Annotated in this window: 13 protein-coding genes and 1 tRNA gene; 8 read left to right on the top strand and 6 right to left on the bottom strand. The window is 67.2% G+C overall.

What is annotated here, in order from left to right; translation table 11 throughout:
* Positions 1–2: 2 nt before the first annotated feature.
* The 8 genes from CAL15_RS02865 to CAL15_RS02830 all read left to right on the top strand — a co-directional run bounded on the left by CAL15_RS02865 (position 3) and on the right by CAL15_RS02830 (position 5,072).
* Positions 3–347 (top strand): Na+/H+ antiporter subunit C, encoded by a 345-nt coding sequence (locus CAL15_RS02865; protein WP_086077248.1) that lies wholly within the window; start codon positions 3–5, stop codon positions 345–347.
* Positions 344–1,966, top strand: a complete 1,623-nt coding sequence (locus CAL15_RS02860) for a monovalent cation/H+ antiporter subunit D (protein WP_198299131.1) — start codon at positions 344–346, stop codon at positions 1,964–1,966. Before CAL15_RS02865 ends, CAL15_RS02860 begins: the two co-directional genes overlap by 4 nt.
* Positions 1,963–2,466 carry a Na+/H+ antiporter subunit E gene (locus CAL15_RS02855; RefSeq protein ID WP_086077247.1) on the top strand — a complete coding sequence of 168 codons (504 nt, stop codon included), beginning with the start codon at positions 1,963–1,965 and terminating at the stop codon, positions 2,464–2,466. The genes CAL15_RS02860 and CAL15_RS02855 overlap by 4 nt, the downstream gene beginning before the upstream one ends.
* Positions 2,466–2,735 carry a K+/H+ antiporter subunit F gene (locus CAL15_RS02850; RefSeq protein WP_086080895.1) on the top strand — a complete coding sequence of 90 codons (270 nt, stop codon included), beginning with the start codon at positions 2,466–2,468 and terminating at the stop codon, positions 2,733–2,735. The genes CAL15_RS02855 and CAL15_RS02850 overlap by 1 nt, the downstream gene beginning before the upstream one ends.
* Before the next feature lie 10 nt (positions 2,736–2,745).
* Positions 2,746–3,102 (top strand): Na+/H+ antiporter subunit G, encoded by a 357-nt coding sequence (locus tag CAL15_RS02845; RefSeq protein ID WP_086077246.1) that lies wholly within the window; start codon positions 2,746–2,748, stop codon positions 3,100–3,102.
* Between the two features lie 251 nt (positions 3,103–3,353).
* The gene (locus tag CAL15_RS02840) at positions 3,354–3,773 is read left to right on the top strand and encodes a hypothetical protein (protein WP_086077245.1); all 420 of its coding nucleotides are present in this window, start codon (positions 3,354–3,356) and stop codon (positions 3,771–3,773) included.
* Positions 3,774–3,976: 203 nt separating this feature from the next.
* A complete protein-coding gene (locus tag CAL15_RS02835) occupies positions 3,977–4,576 on the top strand; it encodes an exopolysaccharide biosynthesis protein (protein ID WP_086077244.1) in 600 nt (199 codons plus the stop codon).
* Positions 4,577–4,595: 19 nt separating this feature from the next.
* Complete coding sequence (locus CAL15_RS02830; RefSeq protein ID WP_086077243.1) at positions 4,596–5,072, top strand: CopD family protein; 477 nt, start codon at positions 4,596–4,598, stop codon at positions 5,070–5,072.
* Between the two features lie 617 nt (positions 5,073–5,689).
* Here CAL15_RS02830 and CAL15_RS02825 read toward each other — a convergent pair.
* The 6 genes from CAL15_RS02825 to CAL15_RS02800 form a co-directional block, all read right to left on the bottom strand.
* Positions 5,690–6,886 carry an IS91 family transposase gene (locus CAL15_RS02825; RefSeq protein WP_086077242.1) on the bottom strand — a complete coding sequence of 399 codons (1,197 nt, stop codon included), beginning with the start codon at positions 6,884–6,886 and terminating at the stop codon, positions 5,690–5,692.
* Between the two features lie 7 nt (positions 6,887–6,893).
* Complete coding sequence (locus CAL15_RS02820) at positions 6,894–7,769, bottom strand: tyrosine-type recombinase/integrase (RefSeq protein ID WP_086077241.1); 876 nt, start codon at positions 7,767–7,769, stop codon at positions 6,894–6,896.
* 333 nt (positions 7,770–8,102) lie between these two features.
* Positions 8,103–9,956: a tyrosine-type recombinase/integrase gene (locus CAL15_RS02815; RefSeq protein WP_033470438.1), complete on the bottom strand. Its 1,854-nt coding sequence runs from the start codon at positions 9,954–9,956 to the stop codon at positions 8,103–8,105.
* 238 nt (positions 9,957–10,194) lie between these two features.
* Positions 10,195–10,268, bottom strand: a tRNA-Gly gene (locus CAL15_RS02810).
* Between the two features lie 113 nt (positions 10,269–10,381).
* Positions 10,382–13,108, bottom strand: a complete 2,727-nt coding sequence (locus CAL15_RS02805; protein WP_232468104.1) for a hybrid sensor histidine kinase/response regulator — start codon at positions 13,106–13,108, stop codon at positions 10,382–10,384.
* Complete coding sequence (locus tag CAL15_RS02800) at positions 13,101–13,910, bottom strand: response regulator transcription factor (protein ID WP_420042532.1); 810 nt, start codon at positions 13,908–13,910, stop codon at positions 13,101–13,103. The genes CAL15_RS02805 and CAL15_RS02800 overlap by 8 nt, the downstream gene beginning before the upstream one ends.
* Positions 13,911–14,020 lie beyond the last annotated feature (110 nt).

The following is a 14,020-nucleotide window of genomic DNA, read 5'->3' as shown; positions in this document are numbered from 1 at the left end:
CCATGCTGCTGCTGCTCAGCCTGTTCATCGGTACGCTGGCCGCCAGCGGCATTTGGCTGCTGCTGCGTGCGCGCACCTTCGACACCATCCTCGGCCTCACGCTGCTGAGCTACGCGGTCAACCTGTTCATCTTCGCGATGGGCCGGGTCCAGGTGAACGCAGTGCCCATCGTCGAGCCGGGCGTGGCTGCAACGCTCGCGACGCATGCTGATCCGCTGCCACAGGCGCTGGTGCTGACAGCCATCGTCATCAGCTTTGCGATGACGGCGTTGCTGCTGGGCATCGCACTGCGCACCCGCGGCGAAGTCGGCAGCGACCATGTGGATGGCGAGGAGCCGCTGCGATGACAGTGGCCGCGATGAATGCCGCCGCCACGCTCTTGCCGGGGGGGCATGAGGTGGTGCTCCCCATCGTGCTGCCCTTGGTGGCCGGCGCGGCGCTGCTGTTGCTGGAAAGGGCCGCGTCGCGCTGGGTGCCGGTGGTGTCGGCCGCCGCTGTGGCCGCCGGGGTGCTGCTGGCCGCGTTGCTGGTGCAGCAGGCCGACCACGGCACGGTGCACGCCTACCTGCTTGGCAACTGGGCCGCGCCCCACGGCGTTGCCCTGGCGCTGGACCGACTGTCGGCCTTGATGCTGCTCGTCACCGCCCTGGTGGCCGCCGCAGCATTGACCTACGCGCTCGCCGGCGACGACCGCCGGCACGAAACGCCGTCGCGTCACTTCCACGCACTGTTCCAGTTTCAGCTCATGGGCTTGAATGGCGCCTTCCTCACGGCCGACCTCTTCAACCTGTTCGTCTTCTTTGAGGTGCTGCTGGCCGCCAGCTACGGCCTGCTGCTGCACGGCGCCACCCGCGAGCGCCTGAAGGCCAGCGTGCACTACGTGGTCTTCAACCTCGCCGGCTCGGCGCTGTTCCTCGTCGCGGTGAGTTTGCTGTATGCGGTGGCGGGCACGCTGAACATGGCCGACCTGGCGGTGAAGCTGCCGCAACTGGCTGCGCAGAACCAGCGCCTGGCCCAGTCGGCGCTGCTGATGCTGCTGGTGGTGTTTGCGGTGAAGGCGGCGCTGCTGCCGCTGTACTTTTGGCTGACCGACACCTACGCGAGCGCCAGCGCGCCCACGGCGGCCTTGTTCGCGGTGCTGACCAAGGTGGGCGTGTACGCCATCGTGCGTGCCACTACGCTGTTCGTGCCGGCGGGCCTGGTCACCGGCGCGTTGCCGCTGCTGTCCATGCTCGCCCTGGCCACGCTGGTGCTGGCGGCCCTCGGCGCACTGGCGGCATTGCGGCTGCGCACCCTGGTGGCCTATTTGGTGGTGGCGTCGGCTGGCACCCTGCTCCTGGCCACTGGCCTGGGCAGTGAATCCGGCCTGGCTGCCGGGCTGTTCTACCTGGTGCCCAGCACTCTGGTGGCCTGCGCCTGGTTTCTGCTGGCCGACCGGATCGCATCCGCGCGCGGCGGCAGTGACAGGCTGCAGCCCGGTCAGCGTCCTGCGGCCTGGGCGCCGCTGGGCATCGGCTTCTTCGTCGCGGCAGTGGCGGTGGCCGGTGTGCCACCACTCGCTGCCTTCATGGGCAAGGCGCTGCTGCTTCGGGCTGCCGGTGCGACGCCTTGGGCGGGCTGGGTGGTGGCCGGCGTGTTGTCGTCAAGTCTTATGGTAATGGTGGCGCTGGCGCGCGCCGGCAGTGTGTTGTTCTGGGAGCATGGCAGCGGGCCGGCCTCAGGCATGCCTGACCGCGCCCAAGACCCCACGGGCCAGCCCGGCCTGGCGCGCGCAGCCACCGTCGGCGCGTTGGCTGCCGTGGTGCTGTGCGCCGTGGCCGCCGGCCCTATCGCGCGCTACACCGCCGCCACTGCGGCACAGCTGTTCGCGCCGCAAAGCTACGTGAAGGCCGTGCTCGGCGCACAACCGTTGCCGGCGACGGCGGATGTGCGGCGCGAGATGCGCGAACGAGGAGACCTGAAATGAGCCTGCGCCACCGTCTGTTGCCCTCGCCGATGACGAGCGTTGCGCTGCTGCTGGCGTGGCTGATGCTCAACGAGTCGGCTTCGCCCGGCCAGTGGCTGCTGGGTGCGCTGCTGGCGCTGACCATCCCCTGGCTGCTGATGCCGCTTCGGCCGGCACGCTCGCCGCTGCGCTCATGGCAGGCGCTGATGAGGTTGGTCATCGTGGTGCTCTGGGACATCCTGCGCAGCAACCTCGACGTGGCCCGCCGCGTGCTCGGTCCAGACGCCGCGATCCAGCCGCGTTTCGTGTGGGTTCCGATCGATCTTCGGGATCCGCTCGCCATCGTGCTGCTGGCCGGCATCGTCACCACCACCCCGGGCACGATCTCGGCCGAGCTGAGCGACGACCGCCGCTGGCTGCTGGTGCACGCGCTGCATGCGCCGGACGATGCAGCCGCCGCCGCGATCGCGGCCGATATCAAATCGCGCTACGAAGCGCTGCTGATGGAGGTGTTCGGATGATGGTCGCTGCCGTGCTGCCCTGGGTGCTGGGCGTGCTGACACTGGCCCTGGCCCTGGCGGCCTGGCGCTTGCTGCGCGGCCCCGGTCTGCCCGACCGTATCCTGGCACTGGACACGCTCTACATCAACGCGCTGGCGCTGCTGGTCACCCTGGGGCTGGCCTTTGGCCACAAGCACTACTTCGAAGTGGCGCTGCTCATTGGGTTGCTGGGCTTCATCGGCACGGTGGTGATGGCCAAATTCCTGCTGCGCCGAGACATCACCGAATGAGGCTCTGCCGATGATCCAGAACCTACCCCTATGGGCTGACGCCTTGGCCGCCGCGCTGCTGGTGATCGGTGCCGCCTTCGCGCTGATCGGGTCGATTGGCCTGGCGCGGTTGTCTGACTTTTTCAAGCGCCTGCACGGGCCGAGCAAGGCCACCACGCTGGGCGTGGGCTGCGTGCTACTGGCATCGGCGCTGGTGGCCGCCGTGGCCGGCAAGCCCAGCTTTCATGAGGCGCTGATTGCCTTGTTCTTGTTCCTGACCGCGCCGGTGTCGGCGCATCTGCTGGTGCAACTAGCGCTGAAACATGCTCCCGGGCTGCGGCCCACACCGCCTACGGGGTCGGCCGGCGCGATATCCGCGCGCCCTTGATGTCGAACATAGGGCGGCCTTTCCCGGTGACGACTCTCAAGCAATCGTGGTTCGGTTACTTCTTGAGCCCCCCGCGGGGGCTCGATGGGCACCGCCGGGCACCAGGGCGCTCTGAAGCGCTGACGATGGCGGCCATCGGCTGGCACCTGAGGTTCAGGAAAACCGAACCCCAAGTGTGAAGGACCATGGTTTGTTTAGAGCGTTTCCATCGCCACACTGTCGTTCAGTCTGTCGCTCACGGAGATCCCATCATGTTCTACGCCCTCAACTGGTTCGTCGTCGTCGCGTTGCTGGCGTTCTGGTCCGTCACCGCTTGGGCACTGCATGCCGTTGCGGTCTGGGCGGTTTCGAGTGCCGGCGCGATGCCCGGTGCCGCATCGGGCGTCGCCACCATGGCCCTGCCCGATTGGCTGGCGCCCTGGGTGCCGCCGGAAATCGCGCAGTGGGCGAGCCAGCTGCTGGCCGGCCTGGGGCCCGCGATCGACAGCCTGCTGCAGGCCGCACCGACCCTGGCTGGTGGCGTGACGGTGGCGACGTGGGTGGTCTGGGGCATCGGCAGCGTGCTGCTTGTGCTGCTGGGCGCCGGGTTGCATCTGCTCATTGCGCTGTGGCGCCGCCGCAGTAGCGGCGGATCCGGGCCCAACGCCGGTTCCTCACTGGCGGCTGGCTGAGCACGCGATCCGCTGCTGGGCGTCTTCGGCGGCCTGTGTGGCGCTGGAACTGTCGTCTCTTCCATCCTCTGAAACGGAACCATGGACTTCCTGCTTCCCTTCCTCTCGGCCGACTTCGTCGGCAAGCCTGCCTGGGCCCGGTGGTACTGGGCGCGCAGAGCGGCTGCGAAGACGCGCGGGCACTCGGCTGCGGGTGAGTACGCATGACGCTGCCGATCGCGCAGCGTTTGCGCGACGCGGCCGCAGCCTTTCGGGAGGAAGGGGTGTCAATGCGGGCGATGGCGCAAGCCCACGGGCCGGAGGCCCACGGTACGTTGCTGCTGTTGCTGGCCATGCCCTGCCTGCTGCCGGTGCCGGGCGTGGGCACGGTGCTTGGAGTTGGGATGGCGGCGTTGGCCGTCGCCATGTGGCGGGGTCAAGGCGAGCCATGCCTGCCGCAAGGAGTCGCCAATCTCGAACTGCCGCGCCATTGGGCACGGCGGGTGCTGGAGGGTCTGGCTTCTGCCTACGAGATGGCTGGCCGCCACGCCAGGGCTCGGCTGAGCCACCTCGTGGGGCCGACCTGGCGATCGGCGCTTGCCGTGGTGGTCGGATTGATGGCCATCATCGTGGTGCTGCCGATCCCCTTCGGCAACCTGCTGCCAGCGCTGGCGCTGATGCTCATCGGGCTCGGACTGGTGTTTCGCGACGGCATTGCAGTGATCTTGGGGCTGCTGATGTCAGGTGTGGCATTGACAACCACGACCGGCCTGTTGCTTATGACCTGGATCTGGGGCAGCGAGTGGATCCTGGGATGGGTTTGACTTTGAATGGGACTGATCGATGATCTACGCCACCCTGAAAACACTGCACGTGCTGTCCATGATCGTATGGATCGGCGGCATGGTGTTTGCGCACTTCTTCTTGCGACCGGCGGTCGCCCAGCTGGAGTCGCCAGTGCGGCTGCGGCTGATGCACGATGTGCTCGGGCGCTTCTTCCAAGCCGTGCTGGTGGCCTCGCTGCTGACTCTGGCCAGTGGCGTGTGGATGCTGGGTCGTGTGGCCAAGCAGGTGGTGCAGTCGGGGGGCAACTTCGAGATGCCGCTGGCCTGGACCGTCATGGCAGTGCTGGGAGTCGTCATGGTGGCGATCTTCATGCACATCCGCTTCGTGCTTTTCAAGAGGCTCAGCCAGGCCGTAACAGCGTCCGAGTGGGCCGGCGGTGGTGCAGCCTTGGCGCAGGTTCGTACATGGGTCTCGATCAACCTCGGCCTGGGCGTCCTGGTGCTGCTCGTGACGCTGATGCGCTGGACGACCTGAGTCCGGACCCTGCAGACCATTGCCCCCTCGGCGTAGACGGCACCGATGCAGCCAGCCGGCCGAGCCGCGCGACCAAGCACAAACACGGCGAAGGCATCCACGGTGAAGTCTTTGAAGACGACGGCCCGCACCAGCCAGGTCAGTGCCGCTCCGCGCATGACCATCGAGCGACCGTGATTTGCCGCTGCCGACGCGTTTCACTTCAGCGTGCGCGCGGGCGCCTTGGTCTCGCCGAAGCTGCAGTCGTTGGGGTCGCCCTTCGTTTAGGTTTGTTCGACACCTGCCCGGATCAGAGGCGATGCCGCGAGCGACACCGACCGAGGGCAGGTGTTGGACAAACCTCGAGGGAGGAAACCGCGGCATGTGTCGCCGTGGTTTGAGAACGCGCGCGGCCTATGGGGATTCGGCAGATCGTCTCGAGGTCTCGGCGTCGAGCGAGTTGAAGAACCGCTGGCTGCTACCGTCGAACCGATAGCCGTGCGCTCGAACGCATGCGGTTTGGCAGAGACGCCGTTGCCCCTGATCGCCGCGATCGTGCCGTTGGGCGCATGCCGGCTGTGCCGGCCATGAATGGATCATGGCCAGCGCGCGGATTGAGTGCCGGCGTGCGACGGCAGTCATGGCGAATCCGCCGGATGCGGCGGTGCGCGAATGGGCGGGGTGCGCGCCAGAACCTCGACGACGTGCATCGCACTGCCGCAATGCCAGCACACGAAGGTCGGTCGCTCGCGCGGCTGTTGTGCCGCGGGTTCGGCATTCGGTGCGTCCGGGGCAGGCGCCACGTGCAGCAGTTCGCGCGCAAGTGCCAGCTTGCTCTTGCGCACTCTGTTGGCGAGCAGCCCGTAGTGACGGATGCGATGAAAGCCGCTGGGCAGCACATGCAGCAGGAAGCGGCGCATGAACTCGTCGGGGCTGAGTGTCATCGTCTTGTGGCGCGTCCGGCCCTTGGCCCGATGGTCCTTCCAGCGGAACGTGACGCCGCGCTCGTCCATCGCGACGAGTCGACTGTTGGAGATCGCCACGCGGTGCGTGTAGCGCGACAGGTAGGCCAGCACGGCTGAAGGCCCGGCGAACGGCCGCTTGGCGTAGACCACCCATTCGCACTTGCGCAGCGGCGCCAGCCACCGCGCGAACACGCGTGCGTCGCTGAGCGCGGCGTACTCGCCGAAGAACTGCAACCGCTCGCAGGCGTGCGCACGGCCGAGTTCTTCGAGGAAGCGCCGCCGGAACAGCCGTGACAGCACGCGCACGGGCAGGAAGAAGCCCCGCTTACACGAGATCCAATGTTGGCCGTCCGGTGACAGGCCGCCGCCTGGAACGATCCCGTGCACATGCGGGTGGTGCGTGAGCGCCGAGCCCCAGGTGTGCAGCACCAGCGTGACGGCGATGCGAGCGCCGAGGTGCTTGGGGTCGGCAGCGATGGTCTGCAGCGTCTCGGCTGCCACGTCGAACAGCAGCTCATAGATCACGGCCTTGTTGTAGTACGCGATGTCGGCAATGGGCGCCGGCAGCGTGAAGACCACGTGGTAGTAGTCCACCGGCAGAAGATCGGCCTGTCGCGCCTCGAGCCAGCGTTGCGCCGCACTGCTCTGGCACTTCGGGCAATGCCGGTTGCGGCACGAGTTGTAGGCGACCGTGTCCGTGCCGCAGCCCTCGCAGCGCAGCACGTGTCCGCCCAGCGCCGCGCTGCGGCACTGCTCGATGGCCGACATGACCTTGAGCTGCGTCAGGCTCAGATGACCGCGCCGCGCCTCGCGCCACGCGGGTCCGTGGATGCGGAAGATGTCGGCAACTTCGAGGGCGGCGCGCCCCACCGGCCGCCTATGACGGTGGCAGGTTCTCCAACGGGCTGATCACCTTGCGCAGCACTTCGGTCGCCACGTGCGTGTACAGGGCAGTGGTCTCCAGCCGCTTGTGGCCCAGCAGCACCTGGATCACACGGATGTCGACCTTCTGCTCGAGCAGGTGAGTGGCGAAACTGTGCCGCAGCGTGTGCATCGACACGCGCTTGTCGATGTGCGCGGCTTCAGCTGCAGCGTGGATGGCGCGGTTGAGTTGGCGCGTGGTCAACGGGTCCGTCACGTTCATGCCGGGGAACAGCCATCCGTTAGGCAGCATCTTGCCTTGCGCGTGTCCAAGGCGCCACCACGCGCGCAGCCGCTCGAGCAAGATCGGCGAGAGCATGGCATAGCGATCCTTGCGGCCCTTGCCCTGCTCGACGCGCAGCGTCATGCGCTCGCTGTCGATGTCGGTGACCTTCAGGGAGATGACTTCGCTGGCGCGCAGCCCCGCGCCGTACGCCACCGACAGCGCCGCCTGGGACTTGAGGTTCGGCGCCGCGGCGATCAGGCGTGCGACCTCCTCGCAGCTCAGCACGACGGGCAGCTTGCGCGGCTGGGGCACCGGCTGCATCTTGACCAATAGATCGGCGCGGCCGAGCGTGACGTCGAAGAAGAACTTCAGTCCGCTGAGGGTGCTGTTGATCGTGGCCGGCGAGGTGCCGGTGTCGACCATGTGCAGTTGGAAGCGCCGGAGCTCGTCGGCGTCGGCGGTGTCCGGCGAACGCTTCAGGAACGCGGCGAGTCGGCGCACAGCGCGGATGTAGCCGATCTGGGTCTTGCCTCCCATCTTGCGCATGCGCATGTCTTCGATCATGCGTTGGCGCAGTGGCGAGACGTTGGGCGTCAATGAGACCATGGCTCTGCTCCAGTCGATAGGCGAGGCGGATTGCCTCGCCCGTCAACATGGCAGAACAACGGGCGCCACGAACACACTCAACGCTTCGTCGAAGGGTTACCGCGCGAGCGGTTTAGTCCTTCGCTACAGGAATGACCGGTCTTCTGTTGAACCGCCGGCTGCTATGGGTCGAGTCCCGCCGTTGGCTCGATCACGCTGTCTGAATTACTAACCAAGATCAATCAGACTGGGTGGTCATGAGCGATCAGAGTCTGCATTCTCGACGCGCAGTTCGATAGGCATCTTACCGGGATGCATGCCAAGCCCGAGAGGCCGGCGTTCGCCGCGCGCCGCTCAGGCCAACCTCGCCTGCTGCGGGGACCACTCGTTTTCCTTTACGGTCGTGCTCACCGCCATCACGAGCTTGTCGAGATTGCCGGCCGTCACGCCCTCCAGTGCCGAACACCCCCGCAGCATCGAGCGCGGTTGCAGCAGTGCATGGTAGATCTGCCAAGGGTCCGCACCCCTGGTCAGCTTCAGGACGGACTGGATCAGCTCGTGCTTGAGTGGGTCGAGGTGCCAGTCCGGCACGCGCTGGCCGCGGTTGCCTACGTTCAACGCCAGCAAGTTGCCCGCCTTGATCTCGTAGCTGATCCACCTGCGGGATTTGCCCGCCATCTTGGCAAACGCAGCGACGGGAAGGTTGTGCGGCGCTTCGAAGACATCGAACAGCTCCATCCTCTCGCGCTGAATGTCCGAAGGCACCAGCGGCGCGGCTGATCGAGGGGGCGGAACCGCCGGCAGCCGATGTGTGGCGGCAGAAACCAACGGCATGGCGTCACCCGGCTTCGTCACGAGCAGGATTGGCGAAGCGGCAACCGGCGTGGAGGGTGCGCTTGCGGTTTGCTCATTCGGGAACGCGGGCACGCCTTCCAGATGCACGGTGAGCGGCATGCTGGCCGCCTCGACCTGGTTCTGCTCGAAGAGGTCGAGCCGATCGGCCCAGTCCTGCATCATGCGGCGACGCTGCTCCACGTACTCGGCATGGTTGTAGGTCGCGCTGACCTTGTTGGGATCGACGTGCGAGAGCTGTGCATCCACCCAGACCTTCGGGTAGCCGATCTCGTTGAGCGCAGTGGACATCGTGCCACGGATACCGTGTCCGGTCAGGCGTTCCTGATAGCCCATGCGTTTGAGCGCACCATTGAGCGTGTTCTCGCTGATGCGCTTCTTCAAGTCGCTGTCGTGCCGGAACAGGTAGCGCTGGGCCGGCTTGAACTCATCCAGCAGGTGCCGGACGATCTCCATGGCCTGAATCGACAGTGGCACGATGTATGGCGGGATGTCCTTCGGCTGCTGCCGCTTTTTGCGCATGTCCACCTGGAGTTGCTTCACGACCTCGGGCGGGATGATCCACAGCCCACGGTCCAGATCGAATTGATCCGGCGTCGCCTGCCGCAGCTCACCGGTTCGCACGCCCGTCAGCAGCAATAGCCGCAGCCCGAGCTGGGTCTGCCGCCGGCCGCGATAGCTCCGCAGCCGCTGCAACAGCTTGGGCAGCTCGGCCATGCGCAGGAACGGGTTGTGGTTGACGGGTGGCAGTGGCAGCGCCACCACATCGAGATCGGAGGCAGGGTTCTGCTCCAGGCCCGGCACGATCACCAGCGCGTAGCGGAACAGTTGGTTGAACCACGTCCTGACTTTCTCGGCGACGGAGAGCGCCCTGCGCTTCTCGATTTTGGCGATCACCTCCAAGAGGTCGGGACGCTTAATCTCATAGATCGACCGCTTGCCCAAGGTCGGCAGCACATCCTTGTCGAAGATGCGCGGAAGGATCGAGAGAGTCGTCTGCCGGCCTTCCTTGAGGCTGAGCCCGCGATGCTTGAGCCACTTGCGATACACCGCCTCGAAAGTGTTTTCGTCGGCGAGCCGGACAGCGGTGCGCTTCTGCTTGCGGTGAACGCGAGGATTGATGCCTTTGGCCAGCAGGGCGCGGCCGTCATCGCGTAGGCTGCGGGCCTCTCGAAGCGTCACCTCCGGGTAGGTGCCGAGCGACATCCGCTTCTGCTTGCCCGCCCAGTAGTAGCGGAAGTGCCAAGTCCTGCCCCCTGCCGCCGTGACGGCCAGGGAGAGGCCATCCAAGTCAGGGAGGGTGTATGCCTTGCCAGTTGCCTTGGCCTGTCGAACGGCCAGGTCTGAGAGTGCCATGCTCTTGCTCCTGAACATGAGTCAGGAACCAGATGCTGGTCACGTCGACCTCGCCCCTCCATCAACAATCCGGAATCAGCCGCGCCCGCAAAAATGGACTTGTTTGTGGACTTAAAAGTCCCGGCTGTAGGCGGATCGCAGTGGACCACAGCAGAACATCAAAGAGAGGAAAAGTCTTTGCGTGGCAACGACTTACAGACTCTCTTGGACTTCTGCGGAAGTCCGCAGATTGATGCGGTGGAGCGGGTGATGGGAATCGAACCCACGCTTGAGGCTTGGGAAGCCGCCGTTCTACCATTGAACTACACCCGCATCGACGCAATGCCGCCATGCTGCGGCACTGCCGACGCACCGATCGCATGGCGCGTTGTCCATGCGGTGCGTCGAACTCGGGATTCTAACTCAGAAAGCCTGGCCGGCAGCACCTACGCCGCCCCTCCCTCGCACAACGCCTGCAACCCCGCCAGGTCTCCCATACGAGCCAGCCGCCGCGCTTCGTCGCAGAACGGCGCCAGGCGCGCGTCTTCGGCCTGCAGCCCGTCCGCCCAATCGAGCAGATCGGTCACGGCGCCGCTATCCAGCAGCCTGCGCCCGTGCGCCAAGGCACCCGCCGGAGGCATCAGCATCCCTGCATGAGGCGCCGCGGGCGCAGACTGCGCTGCGTCCGTGCGAGGCAGGTCCAGCAGGCGCGCCAGGGTATTGCGCAGTTCGGCGAGGTTCACGGGCTTGAGCAGGCTGGCGTCATAGGCCGGCCCGTCGCTCGCGTCGTCCGCCGAGCCGGTAGCATGCGGCGTGGCCGAGACCGCGACCACCGGCACGCCCGGCCAACGGCCTCGCGCGGCGGCCAGCACGGCGGTGCCGTCGGCGCCGGCCATGTGATGGTCGGTCAGGATGAGATCCGGAGGCGTCGCATCGGGCGCCTGGATCCGCGCCAGCATCGCCAGCCCGTCGCCTTCGCTCTCCACCCCGAAGCCCAGGCTGGCCAGCTCCTCGGCGAGAAAGTCGCGGATCTCGGGCGTGTCTTCAGCCAGCCAGATGCGCCGGCCCTGCCCGTCGATCGCCGGCAACACGCCCGCGGCATCCTGCACGTAACGCTGCACCACTTGCGATTCGTCCAGCGGCTGCACCGGCAGAGTCAGCGTGAACACGGTACCCGCGCCCGCCGCGCTTTCCACCGCCAGCGTTCCTTCCATGCGCTGCACCCACTGCTGCACGATCGCCAGCCCAAGGCCCACGCCCGGCTGGTCGTCCGCCTGGTCCAGGCGCTGGAAAGGCTCGAAGATGCGTTGCAGATCCTGCGGTGCGATCCCGCGCCCGGTATCGGCAACGGCCAGCGTGACGACTGCCGAACCGCTGTCGGCAGGCGGTGCATAGCCCACCCGCAACGACACCGTGCCGTCGCGCGTGAACTTCACCGCGTTGTCGATCAGGTTGCCCAGCAGTTGCCGCACGCGCTTGCCGTCCATCTCGAGCACGGGCGGCAGGCCCTCCTGCACGTCCAGCATGAAGCGGTTGCCGTGGCGGGCCGCCAGGCTGGCGCTCTCCTTGGCCACGGTATCCAGCAGCGCGTACACGTACACCGGCGCCAGCCGCACGGCCTGGCCGTCCGCGCCGGCCGCGTAGTCGATCAGGTCGTTGACCATGCCGAGCATGTGGTCGGCGCTGCGCCGGATGATGGCGCCGCGCGGCGCATCGTCGCGGCCGCCCGCCTGGATCAAGTCCGCGAAGCCGATGATGGAAGTCAGCGGCGTGCGCAGGTCGTGGCTGATGCGGGCCAGGAAGTCCTGCCTGACCCGGCTGGCCTCGTCGGCGGCGATCAGCGCGGCCTGCAGCGCCTGCGTGCGCTCGGTGACGGCACGCTCCAGGCGCTCCTGCTCGCGGGCGCGCCCATCCAGCAGTTCGCGCTGCGCGGTCTCGCGGGCCTGGCGCAGCTGGCGCGACCGCCCGTACAGAATCATGGACATCATCAACGTGACGAACAACAGGTCCCACGCGACCTCGGGCCCGCCGCCCCAATGCCCCGGCAGCAGGCCATGGACGAAGGCCAGCCTCGCAAACAGGGCGACGCAATAGATGGCGAACGACAGCAGGATCAGGCGCGCATTGGCGTGGCCGCGACGCCACGCATGGATCATCGACACTACCCAGATGACGTTGCCTAGGAAGATCACGCCGATCATCGTCTGCGCGCTGACGCGGTAGTCGCCCAGCGCGGCCCACAGCGCGCCGCCCGCGGCGCAGGCGATCAGCCCGATATACGCCCACTTCCAGAACCGGATGCGGTGCAGCTCGGCGAACAGCATGACCATCGCGCTGAAGAAGACCGTGGCAAGCGACCCCAGCACGCTGGGCGCGCGCAGCACGGCCTCGCCGCCATCGGTCAGCACATAGCGATACAGCAGGCCCTGGAAGGACAGGCTGTAGAGAATCTCGGTCACCATCGCGGCCGCGAACAACAGGAAGACCCGATCGCGCTGCGCCACGCCCTGCACCACGGCATAGATGGCGGTCATGGCCAGCGCGCCTTCCAGCAGCATGAGAATCACGCTGGTGCGCTCATCCGCTTCCCTGAAGACGGAGGGCTCCCACAAGGCGGGGTCGATGCTGACGGCCGAACGGCTTTGCACGCGGACCAGCACAGTAGCCCGCTCACCGGGCTCGAGAGTGACCGGAAACACCGATAGCGCCGAGGGCACCGGTCCGTTGTCCAGCGGCAGGCGGTTGCCGGACAGCTGGGCGGCGCGCGGCGTGGCCTGCCCCGGCGCGAACAGGAAGAAGCGCACGTCCTCCAGGCGCGGCACGCCTATGGACAGCCAGCGGGTCTGCGGACGGTCGCTGCCGTTGGAAAATTCCGCGCGCAGCCAGACCGCCACCGGAGTGAAGCCGTGATTGAGCATGCGGCCGGATACCGGCTGCCAGTCGTGCCGCAATGCCTGGGCGGCGTCCAGCGCACCTGTGGGGTCCTCGAATCCGGCCAGATGCGGCGCCAGCGGAAGATGGCCTGGCGCCTGCGCAAGATCCACCGCCGCGGGCAAGGGCTCGGCCCGGGCCGCGCCGCACACCTGCAGCCAGGCGCACAGGCAGGCCAGGCACAGCGCCCACATGACGCCGCGCGATCGGCCGCGCCAGGCCGGCAGCCAGCCGCTAGACATCGGCGCCGGGCGCCTGGCGCAGGGCGCTGGGCGACATGCCGAAACGCTCGCGGAACGCGGTGCTGAAGTTGCCCCGATTGCCGTAGCCCACGGCTTGCGCGATGGCCTGGATATCCAGCCCGGTATCGCACAGCAGCCTGCGGGCCTCGCGCATGCGCTCTTCGCGCAGGAACTCGAATACCGTGGTGCCGGCGCAGCGCCGGAACGCCATGTTCAGCCGCCGCGCGTTGGTGCCCACCGCATGGGCCAGCTCTTCGAGCTCGGGCGTGCGGTCCAGGCGCTCGGAGAGCATCTTGCGCGCCGCGCGGAACAGCACGCCGTCCAGCGAGGGACTCGCCTCGGCGTCAGCGGCCTGCGGCTGCCGCGCGGGGCGCGCCGCCGGCAGGGATCCCCGCAGGTGCACCAGCACGCGCAGCCGCACTTCCTCGAAGTCGAAGGGCTTGGCCACGTAGTCGACGGCGCCCGCCGCCAGGCCCGCCACGCGCTCGGCGGGCAGCACGGCGGCGCTAAGGAAGATGACCGGGATGCCGCGCGTGACCTGATCGGCCTTCAGCAGCCGACAGGCAGCCAGTCCGTCGCAGACGGGCATGGTGACATCCATCAACACCAGGTCGGGCACGACCAGCTGGGCCTTGCGATATCCATCGTGGCCATCGACAGCCATATACACCCGGCACCCCTGGCTGCCCAGGAAATCCATCAGCAGCATGCGGTCTTCCGCACAGTCGTCGACGATGAGCACGCGCAGGCCGGCGAAGGGGCCCGTGCCAGGTTGGGTCGGGGAGGCAGTCATGGAGCGCATTCTTCCACGCCGCGGCTGGATGGCGTGGCGTGCAGGCGACAGTGCGGCCCCTCGCTGCAAATATTTTTCCGTCCGGCAAACGTACCCTGCATTTCGGCAAACCTGCGATG

Source organism: Bordetella genomosp. 13 (genome assembly GCF_002119665.1).
Classification (GTDB): domain Bacteria; phylum Pseudomonadota; class Gammaproteobacteria; order Burkholderiales; family Burkholderiaceae_B; genus Bordetella.
This window is presented reverse-complemented; position numbering and strand designations above follow the sequence as displayed.